The sequence below is a fragment of the Sphingomonas sp. 28-62-20 genome, from assembly GCF_002281505.1.
In genome coordinates this window covers 1-15,389 of record NZ_NCGH01000002.1, presented here as the reverse complement: position 1 = coordinate 15,389, position 15,389 = coordinate 1, and the positions used below count along the sequence as shown (strand labels likewise).

Here is a 15,389-nt window from a genome sequence, read left to right as displayed (position 1 = left end):
CACAAAGTAAACGCTCGTCTGATCAGGCGGCCACCAAACCGAGCTCGTGCATGGATTGGGCGCCGCGCTCGTACAGGCCGCGGAAGCGCGGGCTCGGGGAAAAGGCCTCTGTCTGGCCGATCACCGTTTCGCCTGCACCAAGCACCAACAGGCCACCTGGACGCACCACTTGGGCCAGCAGATCAAAAACGCGCTTGCGCAGCACCGGGGAGAGATACAGCATGACATTGCGGCACAAGACGATATCAAAATAGCCGACCGGTGCGGGATCGCCGACCAGATTGTGGCGCCGAAAATTGATTTTGCGGACCAGACTGGACTGCGCAATCCAGTCCGACCCCGATGCCTCAAACCATTTGATCATCTGGCGGACCGGCAAGCCGCGCTGAATCTCGAACTGGGAATAGCGGGCGGCACGGGCACGCGTGATCGCGGCGTCGGAAACGTCTGTCGCCAATATTTCCGGCTCTACTTTGCCTGTGGTTTCGAACCGATCAGCGAACAGCATCGCCAGTGACAAGGGCTCCTGCCCAGTCGAACAGGCGGCAGACCAAATGCGCGGGCGACGATCACACTCCTGTTGGCGTTGGTCAATCGCTGTCACCACCATGTCGAGCACGCCGGAATCCCGAAAGAACGAGCTTTCCTGGTTCAGCAGGGCATCGACAATCTGATCGGCAATCACCCCAGTCTGATCATCGAACAACTCGGCCACCAGCTGGTCAAGGCAATCATGCCCGCGCACGCGCAGAACGGGTTTCAGCGCGGTTTCAATCCGCCAGGTGCGATTGGCCGCGATCTGTTGACCTGTCCGGGCTTCAAGCAGGCTGGCAACGACCGCCATCGCGCCAGTTTGGGCCGTTGGCTGGCGGTTGATCATCACCGTGCCGGCCGACGTTGTTCGGTGATCAGCCGTCCGATCGCCTGGGGCGTCATGATTGCGTCGGCCAATCCAGCATTGGCGATCATGCCGGGCATCCCCCACACGACCGAACTAGCCTGATCCTGGACGATGACGCTGCCCCCGGCTGCACTCACCGCTCGCGCGCCTTCAGAACCATCGCGGCCCATCCCACTCAGCACAATCGCAAGCGCGCGCGCGCCATAGATTTTGGCAATGCTTTCGAGCATCGGGTCTACGGATGGCATGCACCCACTGACCGCGCGCTCGGTCGTTAGCCGCAAAGCAACCCCGTCGCCAAAGCTAACGCAGCGCAAATGGGCCTCACCGGGGGCGATAATAATTCGTCCCGGCTGGATCCGCATATGATCAGTGGCAACGACGCAGGGGCGGCTTCCCAAAACCGCAAGCTGCGCGGCGAAATAGGGCATGAAAGATGGCGGCAGATGTTGCGTAATCAGGATCGGCAACTGGCATGATGCAGGAATAGCCCGCAGCATCAGGCTTAGGGCATGGATGCCGCCGGTGGAGGCACCAATCGCGACAATATCATAGTCATCGCCCAGAGCGACCGGTGGCGGCAGTGCCTGCAAATTGGCGACGCGCGCACGCCCTTGAACCAAGCGGTGCAGCTTTTCCTCAAGGATGTCGCCGAACTTGCCGACCAGATTGCCGATACCGGGTTTGACCAGCGTATCTGCGGCACCCAGCGTCAACGCCTGAATGGAAGCGGCAGCACCCTCAGCACAGGAGGAAGAGACAATCAGCACATGCGCGTTTTGCCCAGCGGCGATAATGTCGGGCAATGCTGTCAGGCCATCGACACCGGGCATTTCGATATCGAGCAGAATGATATCGACCCGATGTTGCCGCAAAAACGCCAGGGCAGCCTGCGCATCGGCAACCGCGCCAGCGACCATGAAATGACCGGTGGAATCGATCATCCGACCAATCACCGCCCGCGCGACCACTGAATCGTCAACGATCAGAATGCGGGTCGGCGGCGCGTCAGGTGGCGACGTCGATAAGGCTAAAGGGGTGTTCTTCACCGGGCTAACTCAGTTCAAGCCACGCCGACGATTTGCAATTTGCTTTCCAGCGTTTCCCGATCAAACGGCTTCATGACATATTCGTCTGCGCCAGCTTCGATCGCCGCGCGAATATAGGCCATGCCATTTTCAGTGGTGCAGAACACTACTTTGGGTCGGTGCGAGACCGCGCTTTCGCGAAGCGCGCGCAAGAAATCCATGCCGCTCATCACCGGCATGTTCCAATCGAGCAAGATGACATCGGGCGCCGATTTCAGGCAACTTTCCAGCGCCTCACGGCCATCGCCAGCCTCTGAAACTTCGAAATTCAATGTTTCGAGGATGTGGCGGGCGACCTTGCGGATCACCTTTGAATCATCGACCACTAGGCAGGTCTTCATTATTCTTACCCCGTTGAATGCCTTTGGGTGATTAGTGCACTAGAAACGTAAGCTTAGCGTTAAGCGATCCGATCAAGCCGCGATCGCGATTCCGGGAATGAGCGCACGAAGGTTGACGACCAGCAACGGATCCCCATCGCGATTGACGATCCCGCAGCCGGCCTTTGCCCATCCCCCATCCACGACGATGCCACTGGCCAGCGGCGCGACACTGAAGGGGGCAACGTCTTCCAGGGCGTCGACCAGGACAGCGTAATGATGCCCTTCGACCAGCGTGATGACCGCGCGGGTGGGGCTGATTTCGGCAGGTGGAAGGCCAAGAGCGGCGCAGGTATCGATCACCATCACCACCCGGCTGCGCAGCGCTGCCAGTCCACGCACTTCTGCGGCGGCGCGGGGAATCGGGGTGATTTCACCGATATCGACGACCGATTCGACTTGATCGGATGCAATCGCAACGGTTCGGCCGGCGATGCGGGCAATAAGGAACAAATCCGCCATCTTCAGCCCTTTCCGCCAGCGTGGCGCTTTGCCAATGCCGCCAATAACCCGTCCCGATCATAGCGATAAACGCTGTCGTCGGCGGTGCTTGGCGGCTTGGGATCAGCGCGCAGTCGCACGATTGGCGCATTGCCAACCGCAACCGAATCATCGCTATCCATCGCCAGGGCAATGGCCACGGCCTCGCCTGGCTTGATCTTTGTCACGACCTTATACCCGGCATTTTCGAGCACTGGCCGCAAGAATTGCTCCATCCATTGAGCTTCATCGCCAGCGAGCAGGCACAGCGCCTGACCAGCGGTCTTCGAACCAGGATCGGCATGGGCGGCGAACAACCAATAAATGTCGAGCACCTCGACTTGCTCACCATCTATCGCCACGACGCCAGCGATCGGCCCAGCGATCCGCGCTGGGACCATCGGATCTGTGAGGGAGACGATGTCGAGCGCATCGGCAATCGCATAGCCAATTTCGGTGCGACCATCCGCCAACCGCAGCACCGAAATCTCGGTTCGGGCGGCGATGAGATCATCCGCATTGGCCACCCCGGCGAGCGGCACAATGGCGTCGTCAATGGACAGGCGGAGCTGACCGGCGGAGCGGCGCACTGCGTCGCTTGATGCAAGTTCGACGCGTTCGACAATATCCAGCGGTACGGCGCGGCGCGCACCGTCAAGATCAAGGAACAACAGCACCGACATCGCCTGTGCGGCCTGGTCGTCAATGCCATCGTCATCATCGCCGACAATGACATCGCGGCTGAACTGCAGCCCGGCTTCGGCAGCAAGTCCCGCGCAATCGAGCAGCAACATCGGCCGTCCGCTATCGGGCAATGTCTGCCCAGCATAAAGCCCGGTGGCCATCACAATCGGCGGCGCCGGCTTGATCACAAGCTCTTCGGTATCGAGCACTTCATCGACCGCTAAGGCAAAGCTGCCCCCAGCCACGCTGACAATGGCCAGCATCCGGATCGCCACAGGGTCGTCGCGCAGGCGCAATATCTGGCATAACGGCACCAAGGGCAAACGGCGGTCGCGCACGGTCGCTACCGGCGTATCGCCGAGCATATCGACCCGCACCGCATCGCCGCGCACCGTTACAATTTCTTCGATGGACTGCCGCGAAACCGCAAAGCGCTGGCCTGCAGCGCCGACCACGATTGTCGAGATGATCGACAGGGTCAGCGGGACATGGATAGCGATGCACAGGCCCTTGCCCGGCCGGTTAATCAATTCAACGCGGCCGCCAATCTGCTCAATATTGGCGCGGACCACGTCCATGCCGACCCCGCGACCGGAAATGGCCGTCACTTCATTCTTGCTCGACAGGCCAGGCGCAAAAACAAGATCGAGCTTGGCGCGCTCGGGCAAGGCGCGAAGTTCAGCTTCGCTGCGTTCCCCAGTGGCGGCCATCTTAACAATGAGGCGCTCGACATCGATGCCGCGCCCGTCATCGACGACTTCGACGATAATCTGGTTGCCCGATTGCCGGGCGGCGACTGAAAGCCGACCATTTTGTCGTTTGCCCGCAGCGACACGCTCGGCGGCTGTTTCCAGGCCGTGGTCGATCGCGTTGCGGATGATGTGGACCAAGGGATCACGCATCATCTCGATCATCTCGCGATCAAGCTCAACATCGGACCCGTCAATCTGCAGCACGACGCTTTTGCCGAGTTCCGCCGCTGTATCGCGCACCATCCGCGGTAGCGCCGAGAACAAGGCGTCAATCTTTTGCATGCGGGTGCGCGTGACCGTATCGCGCATTTCCGAAACGGTGTGGGACAATCGATCGAGTGCGGCCTCAATCGCCGGATCGACGGCTTCATCGCGCAAGCGCCGCGCCAATTCATTGCGCGCCAACACCATGTCCGACATGCCGCTCATCATCATGTCGAGCAAATCGACGCTCAACCTTACGCTGCGCGTGGGCGCGCGCTGAATGATCGTGGTTGGCATTTGGGCTGCCGCGACCTCTGCGCCCTTGTCGAGCGCGGCAATCAGCAAGTCTTCGCCCGAATCATCAAGCGACGCGCCGACATCGATCGCCTCGATGATTTCGCCGATGCGATCAACAATGGCGAGCACGGCATTGACCAAGGCGGTGTCTGGCGTCCGCTCACCCGAGCGGACCGCCGACAGCACATCTTCGGCAGCATGGCTCAATCGGCTGAGGCGGGGCAGATCGAGGAAGCCGCAGCTTCCCTTCACGGTATGAACAAACCGGAAAATCGCATCCAGGCGCGCGCGATCCGACGGATCGGCCTCCCACATCACGATTTCCCCCGCGAGCGCTTCCAGCGTCTCACGGGTTTCAGCGATGAATTCTTGCAGAAGATCGTCCATGGGCCCCCGATATGCCTCTACCGGCGGGGTAACTCATGACGATAAGCAGTTAATTTGCAGTTTACCGCGCGCGAAAAGCTGCACCAAACAGCAATACGGGCGCATCGGAATCAGAAATCTTCACTTCTCCGCCGCCTTCAGCCACCAGCGCTTGAACAAGATAGGCTGCTGCTGCCCGCGGCGTAATGACCGTATCGGGGCTCGCCCCAAGCAAGGCAGTGCGCAATTCGCTGTCGAGCACGATGCGGGGGCCATCGCCACGGACGACGATTTCGACCATCCCGTCAACGACTTCAGCGCCAATATCCAGCTGGCCGCCACGAATCAGCGCATCGCCGGCGATCAGCGCCAGATTGAGCAATACCTTGATCGCTGGCTTGGGCAGCACCGCATCCTCGACCATCCAGCCAAGCGAAACGCGGTGATTGTCACCAAACAGCCCCTCGATCGCGGCCCGCGCTTCCCGCGAGTCGACCGTCTCGCCAAAGCCACCTGCCGCCCCGAATGCGAGCCGGAAGAATTTCAGCTTATTGGCGGACGCGCGGGCGCTCTCGCTCAGCAGCTCAAGGCAGCGATTGCGCATTTCCGGGTCATGCTCGTCGGCAAGCAGCTCCAGCCCATTGTTGAGCGCGCCAACCGGGCTCAGCAGATCATGGCACAAGCGCGAGCATAACAGGCTGGCGAAATCGACCGGGCTGATCGTCATTGAAAAAGGGGCTCCAGACGGCGAGAATTTGTTGGTAAACGAGGCGATGCCGCCTCTCATGGCGAAGCGGCGGCAGCGGCGCAAGGCGCAGTAAGGCTAACGGGCACGCGATCAAAGCGTTCCAGCCCTGTCCCATCGCGCTTGGCCCGCCACAGCGTCGCTTCCCCGCCAGCAATGATGAGCCACAATTCGCCACCAATCGCCGCCGCCGCATCGACCGCTGAGGGCGCGGCAAGGCCGGTTGGATGCGAATGATAATGGCCGATCACCCTTGGCCCACCTGCGCGCATCGCTTTGTGGGCGGCAAACAGCGCCGCCGGATCGATCTCAAACGCAATCGAGGGGTCTGCCGCCACATTTCGGCAAGCTATCGCTGCTGATATCGCCGTGTCATCGCCAAACAGCAGTCCGCATATCTCTGCGGACGGCGATTGCGCTGCCTCCGCCAGCAATCGATCCAGCACGCTTCTTGAAATTCCAACGCCGCTTTCCATATCCGGCAGACATGGACCGGGGGGCAGAAATCATTCAAGTGCGGATTGCAGGCATCGCCGATGGGCTTCGCCTCGACCGCGCGCTTGCCGACGCCGCGCCGATGCTTTCCCGCGAGCGATTAAAGGCACTGATCACCGCTGGCAATGTTGCTGACGAAGCGGGCCTGCAAGCCCGCGATCCATCACGCAAGGCCGTTGGTGGTCAGCTGTTCAACGTGACCCTGCCCGCCCCTGTCCCGCTCGACAACGCCGCGCAGGATATCGCGCTCAATATCGTCTATGAGGACGAGCATCTCATCGTCATCGACAAGCAGGCCGGGCTGGTTGTCCATCCGGCAGCGGGTAACCTCGACGGCACCCTGGTCAACGCGCTGCTGCATCACTGCGCCGGGCAATTGTCCGGCATTGGCGGCGTCGCGCGGCCGGGCATCGTCCACCGGATCGATAAGGATACATCCGGCCTGATGGTCGCCGCCAAATCCGATGCCGCCCATCTAGGGCTTGCCGCGCAGTTCGCCGCGCATTCGATTGATCGGCGGTATCTGGCGATTGTCGCTGGCCGCCCCAATCCGTCCGAAGGCACCGTCGATGCGCCGCTCGCCCGATCGGCGTCGAACCGGAAGAAAATCGCGATCGTCAGCGGCGGCAAGCATGCAATCACCCATTACCGGATGATCCGCCCCTTGCGCGAAGCGGCACTGGTCGAATGTCGGCTGGAAACGGGCCGCACTCACCAGGTGCGTGTGCACATGGCCTCGATTGGCCATGCCCTGCTCGGTGATCCCGTCTATGGCCGAACAAAAGCGGCGCACCGCGCGTTGTTGGACGAGCTCGCCTTTAACCGACAGGCACTGCACGCCGCTCGTTTGGGATTCATTCATCCGGTTAAAAGTAACGCTTTGGCGTTTGAAAGCGAAATACCTGCCGACATGCAGGCACTCTTGGGTACACTCATTGGTCTAGGTTGATGCGCTTTTGGGTCCACGGTACTTTGAGCGCACGGATAAGGGAGATTTGATCATGGCAAGCGGCAGCAACGTCCCAGCGACGATTCCCGCCCTCGGCGGCGAGGCGAGTCTCAATCGCTATCTCGCGGAGATCAAGAAATTCCCCATCCTCGCGCCCGAGCAGGAATATATGCTCGCCAAGCGCTTTGAGGAGCATGGCGATACCGATGCGGCGGCGCAGCTCGTCACGTCGCATCTTCGCCTCGTGGCGAAGATCGCGATGGGCTATCGCGGCTATGGCCTGCCGGTCAGCGAGTTGATTTCCGAGGGCAATATCGGCCTGATGCAGGGCGTGAAGAAGTTTGAGGCTGATCGCGGCTTCCGGCTTGCCACCTATGCAATGTGGTGGATCCGCGCATCGATCCAGGAATTCATTCTGCGCAGCTGGTCGCTGGTCAAGATGGGCACCACCGCGGCGCAGAAGAAGCTGTTCTTCAATCTGCGCCGGATGAAGGCCAAACTCGATGCGTTCGAGGATGGCGATCTGAAGCCCGAAGATCTCGCGAAGATCGCCAAGGATCTGGGCGTCACCGAAGAAGAAGTGACGAGCATGAACCGCCGCATGGCGATGGGCGGGGATACCTCGCTCAACGTGCCGATGCGCGAAGATGGCGAAGGCCAGTGGCAGGATTGGCTCGCCGACGATGCCCCGCTGCAGGATGCGGTGGTGGCCGAGGCACAGGAAGCCGATGTCCGACATACCATGCTCGTTTCTGCGATGGACGATCTTAACGAGCGCGAAAAACATATCCTGACCGAGCGCCGGCTGACCGATGATCCCAAGACGCTGGAGGAACTGAGCCAGGTCTATGGCGTCAGCCGCGAACGCGTCCGCCAGATCGAGGTCCGCGCCTTTGAAAAGCTGCAAAAGGCAATGATGCGGCTGGCGGGTGAGAAACGGATGCTGGCAGCGTACTGATCCGGTACGCAACCACCCTCTTCGGGCTTGATTGCAGCCCGCCCGCATGCGACCCGGTGGATCGATGATCCGCCGGGTTTTTTCCATCTCTGCCAGAATCGTGCTGGGCTTCCTTTTGGTCTCCATCCTGTGGGTGGTGATCTACCGCTTTATCGCCCCACCCATCACCTTCACGATGATTGGCGATGCACTGGGCGGCCACCGCATCTCAAAAAGCTGGATGCCACTATCGACCATCGATCCCGACATGGCCCGCGCTGCCATTGCCGGTGAGGATGGGCGCTTTTGCGAGCATCACGGCTTTGATTTCAGCGCAATCGAGCAGGCGATCGCCAAAAATGCGCGCGGCAAGCGCCTGCGCGGCGGCTCGACGATCAGCCAGCAGACCGCCAAGAACGCCTTTCTGTTCCAGGGCGGCGGCTATGTCCGCAAGGCGTTCGAAGCCTATTTTACCGTGCTGATCGAAAATATCTGGGGCAAGCGGCGGATCATGGAGGTGTATCTGAACATCGCCGAGACGGGCATCGGCACCTATGGCGTCAATGCCGCATCGAAGCGCTATTTCGGGCATGATGCGTCGCGCTTATCGCCTTCTGAGGCGGGCCGGATCGCCGCCGTTCTGCCCCTGCCCAAGAAGCGCGCCGCGATCGCGCCGACTGGATTCACCCGCCGCCACGGTAATTCAATAACGCGGCGCGTCGGCGTGGTGCGCAATGGCGGGCTGGATAGCTGCCTGCGTTAAAACCTAAACTGTGATGACTTTGGGTTGGACCAACCCATACGCCGTTCGCCCTGAGCGAAGTCGAAGGGCATGCGGAGCGTGTGGGCTTCGACTTCGCTCAGCCCGAACGGGGGGCGAGGTTGAATCGACCTAACGTCATCCGACTCAAGCCCATATCTTCTTACTTGTTCGGGTCGACGGCCTTCTCAACCGCACCGCCAGCCTTCTCGGCACTGTCGCCAACATCTTTTGCGGCAGATGTCACCGCATCAGTGCGCAAATTATCGTTATTGGTCTGGTTGAGCACGAAATAGCCGGCGATTGCGAGCAGGATAACCAGTGCGAGCCCGATCATGAGCCCGGTGCCATTGCCGCTACGTTCGACGACGACGGTATTTGGTTGATTGTCTGCCATGATGTTCTTCTCTGTTGAGTGACAGGAGAAGAACCTGAATCGCCGCGCTTTGTTCCTCGCGCCTTCAGAACGGCAGCTTGAACCCGGGCGGCAATGGCAATCCACTCGTCATCTTCGACATTTCGGCGTTTGATGCCGAATCAGCTTTTGCCCGCGCATCGTTGAGCGCCGCCGCGATCAGATCCTCCAGCATCTGCTTCTCGCCCGGCTGAAACAGCGAATCGTCGATCGACACGCCGATGATCCGCCCCTTGGCCGATGCCTTGACCTTGACGAGTCCGCCGCCCGCCACGCCTTCTACCTCGATATTGTCGAGATTGGCCTGCGCCTTTGCCAGCTCTGCCTGCACATTTTGCGCCATGGCCAGCATGTCTTCGATACCCTTCATCGCCCGTTCCTCATGTCACGCTTTGTTGTTTCAACGCCCATTCGACCACTTCGGCCGCAGGAAAAGCTTCCATTGCGGCCTTCACGATTGGCGTGCCCCGCACCCAGTCCAGCTCTGCAGCGCGCGCCGCCGCTTGTGCCTCGCGGACGCTGGGGGCACCGGGGGTGTCCTCGGTCGTGATTCGCCAGCTCTTGCCGGTCAACCGGCGCAAAACATCCGCGAGTTCGCCTGGAATGTCCGCCGGGAACGGCTTTGCGGAACTCAGCACGATATCCGGCGGGGCGAAACGGACCAACCGGGCGGCGAGCCGCAACTTTTCAGCCAGCCCCATTTCACGCGCCGTATCGAGCAGGCCCAGCACCGCACCAAAATCAGTCGGCCATTCGCCATTCTCGCTTGGCCGTATGTCGCTCGCCATGGCCGCTGATGCTGCCGGCGCAGTGGATGCGCTTGCCTGTACTTGCGCTACCGGTGGCGAGACTGATTCGCCCGCAAATCGCCGCGCCAATTCTCCGGGATCAGGCAGGCTGGCGGCGTGGATCACGCGCAACAAGGCCATTTCGCACGCCTCGATCGGCAATGCCGCCCGCGCCACTTCGTCATGGCCTTTCAACAGCAACTGCCATAGCCGGTGCAAGGACGCGAACGACAGCGTCGCCGCCCAGCCGGCAAGCGCCGCGCGCTCTTCCACGGACTGCGCCGAATCTGGCTCGGTCCCCAGCTTTGTGAGCGTCACGGCATGCACCGATTCGAGCAGGGCGCGCAGCACTCCTAGCGGATCAACCCCCAGATCATATTGCCGACGCAGCGCGGCCAAGGCGCCGGGCCCGTCGCCGGCCAGTACCAGTCCGAGCAAATCGCGAATGGCGCCGCGATCGGAAAGCCCCAGCATCTCGCGGACCGCATCGGCCCGCACGCCGCCGCCTTCCAGTCCGGCATGGGCAATCGCCTGATCAAGGATCGACAGCCCGTCGCGTGCCGATCCTTCGGCAGCGCGCGCAATCAGCGCCAGTGCCTCGGGCTCAGCCTCGACACCTTCGGCATCGACGACATGCGCGAAATGCGCCGTCAGCTTCTCACTGGTAATCCGCCGCAGATCAAAGCGCTGACAGCGCGACAGCACCGTTACCGGCACCTTGTTCACCTCGGTCGTCGCGAACAGGAACTTCACATGCGGTGGCGGCTCCTCAAGCGTCTTCAACAACGCGTTGAAGGCGTTCTTCGACAGCATATGGACTTCGTCGATGATGTAGATCTTGTAGCGCGCCGACACCGCCGAATAGCGCGAGGCATCGATAATCTCACGGACGTCATCCACCCCGGTATGGCTGGCGGCGTCCATCTCGATCACATCGATATGCCGCCCCTCGGCAATCGCCCGACAGGGCTCGCACACCCCGCACGGATCGATCGTCGGCCCACCCTCACCGTCAGGCCCGATGCAGTTGAGCGCCTTGGCAATCAGCCGCGCGGTCGAGGTTTTGCCAACCCCGCGCACCCCGGTGAGCAGAAACGCATGTGCCAGTCGACCGCGCTTGATGGCATTGCCCAGCGTGGTGACCATGGCATCCTGCCCGATCAGCTGATCAAAATTCTGCGGGCGATATTTGCGCGCAAGGACGCGGTACGCCTCGGTCTTTGCGGGCTGGGGCGGTTCGCCAAGATCGAGGAAGGAGTCGGCCATCGCCATCTATCTAGGGGCAGGCGGCGCGGATGTCGAAGGGGTGTGGTGGTTAGTTTTGTGTTGGGGAGGCGACCTTGGGGCGCCGCGGCAAAGCCAGTTCCTGGTCGATCATGCCCCCAGCATGATCTGCAGGATGCGGGGCATCCTGCACCTGGAACTCGTCGGACGGGGCCTTGCCCCGCCGGCCGCGCTTGCCAGCGTGGAGCGGCATTGCCACTCTCTCGCTGTCTGCGCGGTGGGAGCCGGGACGACCCGCAGCGAAATCGTTGTGGCTGCTGCCTTCCGGCCCTGACCAGGTTGGCGACGGCTACGCCCGCCCGACTCCCGCGGCGCATATGGGGGAGTAAGGCGGGCGGATCAAGGCTTAGTAGCGAACGCGGATCGTGCGGCAGCGGCGGATGCGCTGATGGTTGCGATAGGTAACGCGGCAGACCCGCCGATTGCGATAATGGCGCCAGCCATTGCCGCGACGAACGGTATGTGATCGCTGCGTAACGACGACACGCCGCTCGGTATGACCCATCTGTTGCTGGCGAACCTGTTCGCGCGGCTCCATCTGTTGGGCGGTCGCGGTGGTGGGGCTGAGCATGGCCGCCACGCCAAGCAGGCCGGCGGAAAGTAGCGCGACGATTTTCATGAGCAAGAACTCCTTCGCGTGCGAAAGGCACTGAAGGCGAAATGATCAGCGGCCTTGCATGTTCCGTGTCTCGCGCGGCATTTTCACCGTCAGGCTCTCCAAAGCGCCGTCGAGCCAGATCTGGCAAGCGAGGCGGCTATTCCGCGTGGCGCCCATGGCAAGGTCGAGCATATCCTCTTCCTCCTCGCGCGCCGGTTTCAATTTCGTGAAATCATCGGCATCGACGATGACATGGCAGGTCGAGCACGCCATCTGCCCTTCGCAGGTGCCCTCCAGCGGCTGGCCATTGGCCTGCGCCACGTCGAGCAGCCGGTCGCCGGGATTGGCCTCCACCTCGCGCACGCTGCCATCGGTGGCGATGAAGCGGACGCGGATCACGGGGTCACCTGCTGGGTGGCGGCGGCTGCCATGATGCGATCGATCGCGGTCACCAATTCCTCCTCGGTCGTATAGCGGCCAAACCCGATCCTGATGCTGGAACGCGCCTGCGCCTCATTCAGGCCAATCGCGCGCAAGACATGGCTCGATCGCCCCGAGCCACTGGCACAGGCCGATCCAGCAGAAAAGGCGATATCGCGCAGATCGGACATCAGCCGCGCGACGTCGAGCCCCTCGCACCGCATGTTGAGATTGCCGGGGTAGCGATGCGCGGTCGATCCGTTGATCGTCCAGCCTGGCCCGAACTGCTGCCGCGCCATGCCAAACAGCCGCTCGACATGCGCACGATCCCTACCAGCCCGCTCGGCCATCATCTGGGCGGCGACCCCAAAACCAGAACAGAGCGCGGGCGACAAGGTGCCCGATCGGCCGAGCCCCTCCTGCCCGCCGCCATGCATCAGCGGTGCGAGCGTGACGCCGTCCCGCACCCACAGCGCGCCAATGCCCTTGGGGCCATGAACCTTGTGTGCCGACACTGCGATAATATCGCAGCCATCGGGGATCGGCACCCGGCCATAGCCCTGCACCGCATCGCACAGCATCAGCGCGCCTGCTTTGTGAGCGAGATCGGCCAGCGCCGTGATCGGCTGAATGACGCCAATCTCGTTATTGACAAGCATTGCCGCGACCAGCCCCGTCCCCGGCACAATCGCGCGCTCCGCCGCCGCCAGATCGACCAGCCCATCACGCCCGACCGGCAGCACTGTCACCGCCCGCCCCTGTCGCCCAAGTGCCTCAACCGTATCGAGCACCGCTGCATGCTCGGTCGCGATCGTCACGATCGGGCCGACAGTTCCCTTGATCGCCCAATTAAGCGCCTCGGTCGCGCCGCTGGTGAAGGCCAGCGATCCCTCTGCGGGCAGCAGCGCCGCCACCCGATCGCGCGCCACCTCCACCGCCGCCTTCGCCGCACGGCCCGGGGCATGGGAGGAGTGCGGATTGGCATGCTGGTCACGCAGCCACGGCAGCATCGCCTCAAGCGCTTCAGGCGCGAGCGGCGTCGTCGCCTGATAATCGAGATAAATCATGCCCGCTTCGCCGCGTCCTGCGCGACTTCAAGCCACGCCTCGCGAAACGCGTCGATTTCGTCGGGCGTCGTATTCCACCCAAAGCTCACTCGGATCGTGCGAGAAGCGGTATCCTCATCCACCCCAAACGCTGCCAGCGCCCGACTGCGTTTGAGCGTCCCCGAAGAACACGCACTGCCCGCCGAAACGGCAAAGCCCATCGCATCGAAGCGGATCAACTGCGCTGCGGCGGATAGGTGGGGCATCGGGATTGCTTGGATATAGTGGCTGTGCGCGCCGAAGAACGGCACCTGATTGTCATCCATGCGTTCCATGAAGTCATTAAACGCCGCCAAGCGCGCTTGGCCAATTGCCTCGTCCTCATCAGCAAAAGCCTGCAGCGCTTCGGCAAAGCCGAGTATCCCCGGCAAGTTTTCCGTGCCGGCACGGTAGCCAAACTCATGGCCTCCGGTCGGGTCCAACATCCTGAGGTCTCGCACCAGCAAAGCCCCGATCCCGGGCGGCCCGCCGAGTTTGTGGGCCGAAACCACCACCAAGTCTGCATCCGGCAGCGCGTATTTTCCCGCAGTTTGGGAGCAATCGGAAACCAGCATCCCGCCTCTCTCGCGGATCATTGGCGCCAATTTGTCTATCGGCTGCATGATGCCTGTTTCAGAGTTAGTGCTCTGGATCGCTACTACCGGCCGCGTCATTCGGCCGAGCGCTTCGCTCAGCGCTTCACCGTCTATCTCGTTTGTCGATCCACTGCGCTCGATCGGCAAGATTTCTGCCCCCGGTGCAGCTCGAAATACGGCATCATGTTCCACTGCAGACACCAGGCGGTCGCCGCCAATCGCGCGGCTCAGCGCAATCCACAGCGCCTCGCTTGCGCCGCTGGTGAAGATCAGCTCGCCCGTCCACCCAAGTGCCGCCTTGATCCGCGCCCGCGCGCCCTCCAGCGCCGCGCGCGCCGCCCGCCCTTCAGCATGCGGGCTCGACGGGTTCGCCCAGCGCGCCATCCCTTCGGCCACCGCCGCGATGGCTTCAGGGCGCATCGGCGTGGTTGCGGCGTGGTCCAGATAGATGCGCTTTTTCACCGCTAAGGCCCTAGCGGTCCAGAATGATTGCGCCAAGCGCGCCCTTTCCTATATAGGCCCGCATCCCGTGCCCCGCGCGCGTCCCGCATTCACGTCAGCAGGTCCCATGCCAGAAGTTATTTTTCCCGGCCCCGATGGCCGTCTCGAAGGCCGTTTCTCGCCGCCGCCTCGTCCGCGCGCGCCCGTCGCGATGATCCTGCACCCGCACCCCTCCTCGGGCGGCACGATGAACAACCGGATCGTGCAGGAGCTTTACAAGACCTTCCAGCGGCGCGGTTTTGCAACACTCCGCTTCAATTTTCGTGGCGTGGGCAAAAGCCAGGGCGTGTTCGACAATGGCGTCGGCGAGCTTTCAGACGCCGCCAGCGCACTCGATTGGGTACAGAGCATCCACCCCGAAGCTTCCACCACCTGGATCGCCGGCGTCAGCTTTGGCGCGTGGATCGGCATGCAGCTGCTGATGCGCCGCCCCGAAATCCGCGGCTTCATCTCGGTCGCGCCGCCCGCCAACATGTATGATTTCACCTTCCTGGCGCCGTGTCCCTCCTCGGGTATCATCATCCAGGGCGACGGCGATGAAGTAGTGACCCCGCTCGCGGTGCAAAAGCTGGTCGACAAGCTGCGCACGCAAAAGCACATCACCATCCACCACGACGTGCTGCCGCGCGCGAACCATTTCTTCGAGCATGAAATGCCCGAGCTG

18 protein-coding genes and 1 other RNA gene are annotated in these 15,389 nt (G+C 62.0%); 4 read left to right on the top strand and 15 right to left on the bottom strand.

Features of this window, described 5'->3' with window-relative positions:
• Positions 1-22 precede the first annotated feature (22 nt).
• The 7 genes from B7Y43_RS01335 to B7Y43_RS01305 form a co-directional block, all read right to left on the bottom strand.
• Entirely contained in the window at positions 23-880 is an 858-nt protein-coding gene (locus tag B7Y43_RS01335; RefSeq protein ID WP_374129818.1) for a protein-glutamate O-methyltransferase CheR, read from the bottom strand.
• Positions 880-1,950 (bottom strand): chemotaxis protein CheB, encoded by a 1,071-nt coding sequence (locus B7Y43_RS01330; RefSeq protein ID WP_374129817.1) that lies wholly within the window; start codon positions 1,948-1,950, stop codon positions 880-882. Before B7Y43_RS01330 ends, B7Y43_RS01335 begins: the two co-directional genes overlap by 1 nt.
• Positions 1,951-1,964: 14 nt before the next feature.
• The gene (locus B7Y43_RS01325) at positions 1,965-2,330 is read right to left on the bottom strand and encodes a response regulator (RefSeq protein ID WP_374129816.1); all 366 of its coding nucleotides are present in this window, start codon (positions 2,328-2,330) and stop codon (positions 1,965-1,967) included.
• Positions 2,331-2,402: 72 nt separating this feature from the next.
• Entirely contained in the window at positions 2,403-2,831 is a 429-nt protein-coding gene (locus tag B7Y43_RS01320; protein ID WP_374129815.1) for a chemotaxis protein CheW, read from the bottom strand.
• Between the two features lie 2 nt (positions 2,832-2,833).
• The gene (locus B7Y43_RS01315) at positions 2,834-5,173 is read right to left on the bottom strand and encodes a chemotaxis protein CheA (protein WP_374129814.1); all 2,340 of its coding nucleotides are present in this window, start codon (positions 5,171-5,173) and stop codon (positions 2,834-2,836) included.
• 61 nt (positions 5,174-5,234) lie between these two features.
• Positions 5,235-5,879, bottom strand: coding sequence for a histidine phosphotransferase family protein (locus B7Y43_RS01310; RefSeq protein WP_374129813.1), 645 nt, complete (start codon positions 5,877-5,879; stop codon positions 5,235-5,237).
• 56 nt (positions 5,880-5,935) lie between these two features.
• The gene (locus B7Y43_RS01305) at positions 5,936-6,343 is read right to left on the bottom strand and encodes a M67 family metallopeptidase (RefSeq protein ID WP_374129812.1); all 408 of its coding nucleotides are present in this window, start codon (positions 6,341-6,343) and stop codon (positions 5,936-5,938) included.
• Positions 6,344-6,384: 41 nt separating this feature from the next.
• On the opposite strand from B7Y43_RS01305, the gene B7Y43_RS01300 reads away from it, so the two are divergent.
• The 3 genes from B7Y43_RS01300 (at position 6,385) to mtgA (ending at position 9,041) form a co-directional block, all read left to right on the top strand.
• Positions 6,385-7,341, top strand: a complete 957-nt coding sequence (locus tag B7Y43_RS01300) for an RluA family pseudouridine synthase (protein WP_374129811.1) — start codon at positions 6,385-6,387, stop codon at positions 7,339-7,341.
• Between the two features lie 52 nt (positions 7,342-7,393).
• On the top strand, positions 7,394-8,299 hold the full coding sequence (rpoH, locus tag B7Y43_RS01295; protein WP_374129810.1) for an RNA polymerase sigma factor RpoH: 906 nt from the start codon (positions 7,394-7,396) through the stop codon (positions 8,297-8,299).
• A gap of 64 nt (positions 8,300-8,363) precedes the next feature.
• Positions 8,364-9,041, top strand: coding sequence for a monofunctional biosynthetic peptidoglycan transglycosylase (gene mtgA, locus B7Y43_RS01290; protein ID WP_374129809.1), 678 nt, complete (start codon positions 8,364-8,366; stop codon positions 9,039-9,041).
• A 160-nt stretch (positions 9,042-9,201) separates the two neighbouring features.
• Here mtgA and B7Y43_RS01285 read toward each other — a convergent pair whose 3' ends face one another.
• The 8 genes from B7Y43_RS01285 to B7Y43_RS01250 all read right to left on the bottom strand — a co-directional run bounded on the left by B7Y43_RS01285 (position 9,202) and on the right by B7Y43_RS01250 (position 14,686).
• A complete protein-coding gene (locus B7Y43_RS01285; protein WP_374129808.1) occupies positions 9,202-9,435 on the bottom strand; it encodes a hypothetical protein in 234 nt (77 codons plus the stop codon).
• Positions 9,436-9,499: 64 nt separating this feature from the next.
• The gene (locus B7Y43_RS01280) at positions 9,500-9,823 is read right to left on the bottom strand and encodes a YbaB/EbfC family nucleoid-associated protein (RefSeq protein WP_374129807.1); all 324 of its coding nucleotides are present in this window, start codon (positions 9,821-9,823) and stop codon (positions 9,500-9,502) included.
• 10 nt (positions 9,824-9,833) lie between these two features.
• Positions 9,834-11,507, bottom strand: a complete 1,674-nt coding sequence (locus tag B7Y43_RS01275) for a DNA polymerase III subunit gamma/tau (protein WP_374129806.1) — start codon at positions 11,505-11,507, stop codon at positions 9,834-9,836.
• Between the two features lie 231 nt (positions 11,508-11,738).
• Positions 11,739-11,836: signal recognition particle sRNA small type (ffs, locus tag B7Y43_RS01270), an RNA gene on the bottom strand.
• Between the two features lie 35 nt (positions 11,837-11,871).
• The gene (locus B7Y43_RS01265; protein ID WP_374129805.1) at positions 11,872-12,144 is read right to left on the bottom strand and encodes a hypothetical protein; all 273 of its coding nucleotides are present in this window, start codon (positions 12,142-12,144) and stop codon (positions 11,872-11,874) included.
• Between the two features lie 45 nt (positions 12,145-12,189).
• A complete protein-coding gene (locus B7Y43_RS01260) occupies positions 12,190-12,522 on the bottom strand; it encodes a 2Fe-2S iron-sulfur cluster-binding protein (protein WP_374129804.1) in 333 nt (110 codons plus the stop codon).
• Positions 12,519-13,610, bottom strand: coding sequence for a cysteine desulfurase family protein (locus B7Y43_RS01255; RefSeq protein ID WP_374129803.1), 1,092 nt, complete (start codon positions 13,608-13,610; stop codon positions 12,519-12,521). Before B7Y43_RS01255 ends, B7Y43_RS01260 begins: the two co-directional genes overlap by 4 nt.
• Positions 13,607-14,686: a cysteine desulfurase family protein gene (locus B7Y43_RS01250; RefSeq protein ID WP_374129802.1), complete on the bottom strand. Its 1,080-nt coding sequence runs from the start codon at positions 14,684-14,686 to the stop codon at positions 13,607-13,609. Before B7Y43_RS01250 ends, B7Y43_RS01255 begins: the two co-directional genes overlap by 4 nt.
• Positions 14,687-14,792: 106 nt before the next feature.
• On the opposite strand from B7Y43_RS01250, the gene B7Y43_RS01245 reads away from it, so the two are divergent.
• A partial coding sequence (locus B7Y43_RS01245; protein WP_374129801.1) for an alpha/beta hydrolase occupies positions 14,793-15,389 on the top strand: 597 nt, incomplete at its 3' end.

Bases quoted from the DNA above. Each gene is read 5' to 3' on its own strand.
- B7Y43_RS01335 (WP_374129818.1), bottom strand. From the start codon at position 880: ATGATCAACCGCCAGCCAACGGCCCAAACTGGCGCGATGGCGGTCGTT.
- B7Y43_RS01325 (WP_374129816.1), bottom strand. From the start codon at position 2,330: ATGAAGACCTGCCTAGTGGTCGATGATTCAAAGGTGATCCGCAAGGTC.
- B7Y43_RS01320 (WP_374129815.1), bottom strand. From the start codon at position 2,831: ATGGCGGATTTGTTCCTTATTGCCCGCATCGCCGGCCGAACCGTTGCG.
- B7Y43_RS01315 (WP_374129814.1), bottom strand. From the start codon at position 5,173: ATGGACGATCTTCTGCAAGAATTCATCGCTGAAACCCGTGAGACGCTG.
- B7Y43_RS01310 (WP_374129813.1), bottom strand. From the start codon at position 5,879: ATGACGATCAGCCCGGTCGATTTCGCCAGCCTGTTATGCTCGCGCTTG.
- B7Y43_RS01300 (WP_374129811.1), top strand. From the start codon at position 6,385: ATGGACCGGGGGGCAGAAATCATTCAAGTGCGGATTGCAGGCATCGCC.
- rpoH (WP_374129810.1), top strand. From the start codon at position 7,394: ATGGCAAGCGGCAGCAACGTCCCAGCGACGATTCCCGCCCTCGGCGGC.
- mtgA (WP_374129809.1), top strand. From the start codon at position 8,364: ATGATCCGCCGGGTTTTTTCCATCTCTGCCAGAATCGTGCTGGGCTTC.
- B7Y43_RS01285 (WP_374129808.1), bottom strand. From the start codon at position 9,435: ATGGCAGACAATCAACCAAATACCGTCGTCGTCGAACGTAGCGGCAAT.
- B7Y43_RS01280 (WP_374129807.1), bottom strand. From the start codon at position 9,823: ATGAAGGGTATCGAAGACATGCTGGCCATGGCGCAAAATGTGCAGGCA.
- B7Y43_RS01275 (WP_374129806.1), bottom strand. From the start codon at position 11,507: ATGGCCGACTCCTTCCTCGATCTTGGCGAACCGCCCCAGCCCGCAAAG.
- B7Y43_RS01265 (WP_374129805.1), bottom strand. From the start codon at position 12,144: ATGAAAATCGTCGCGCTACTTTCCGCCGGCCTGCTTGGCGTGGCGGCC.
- B7Y43_RS01255 (WP_374129803.1), bottom strand. From the start codon at position 13,610: ATGATTTATCTCGATTATCAGGCGACGACGCCGCTCGCGCCTGAAGCG.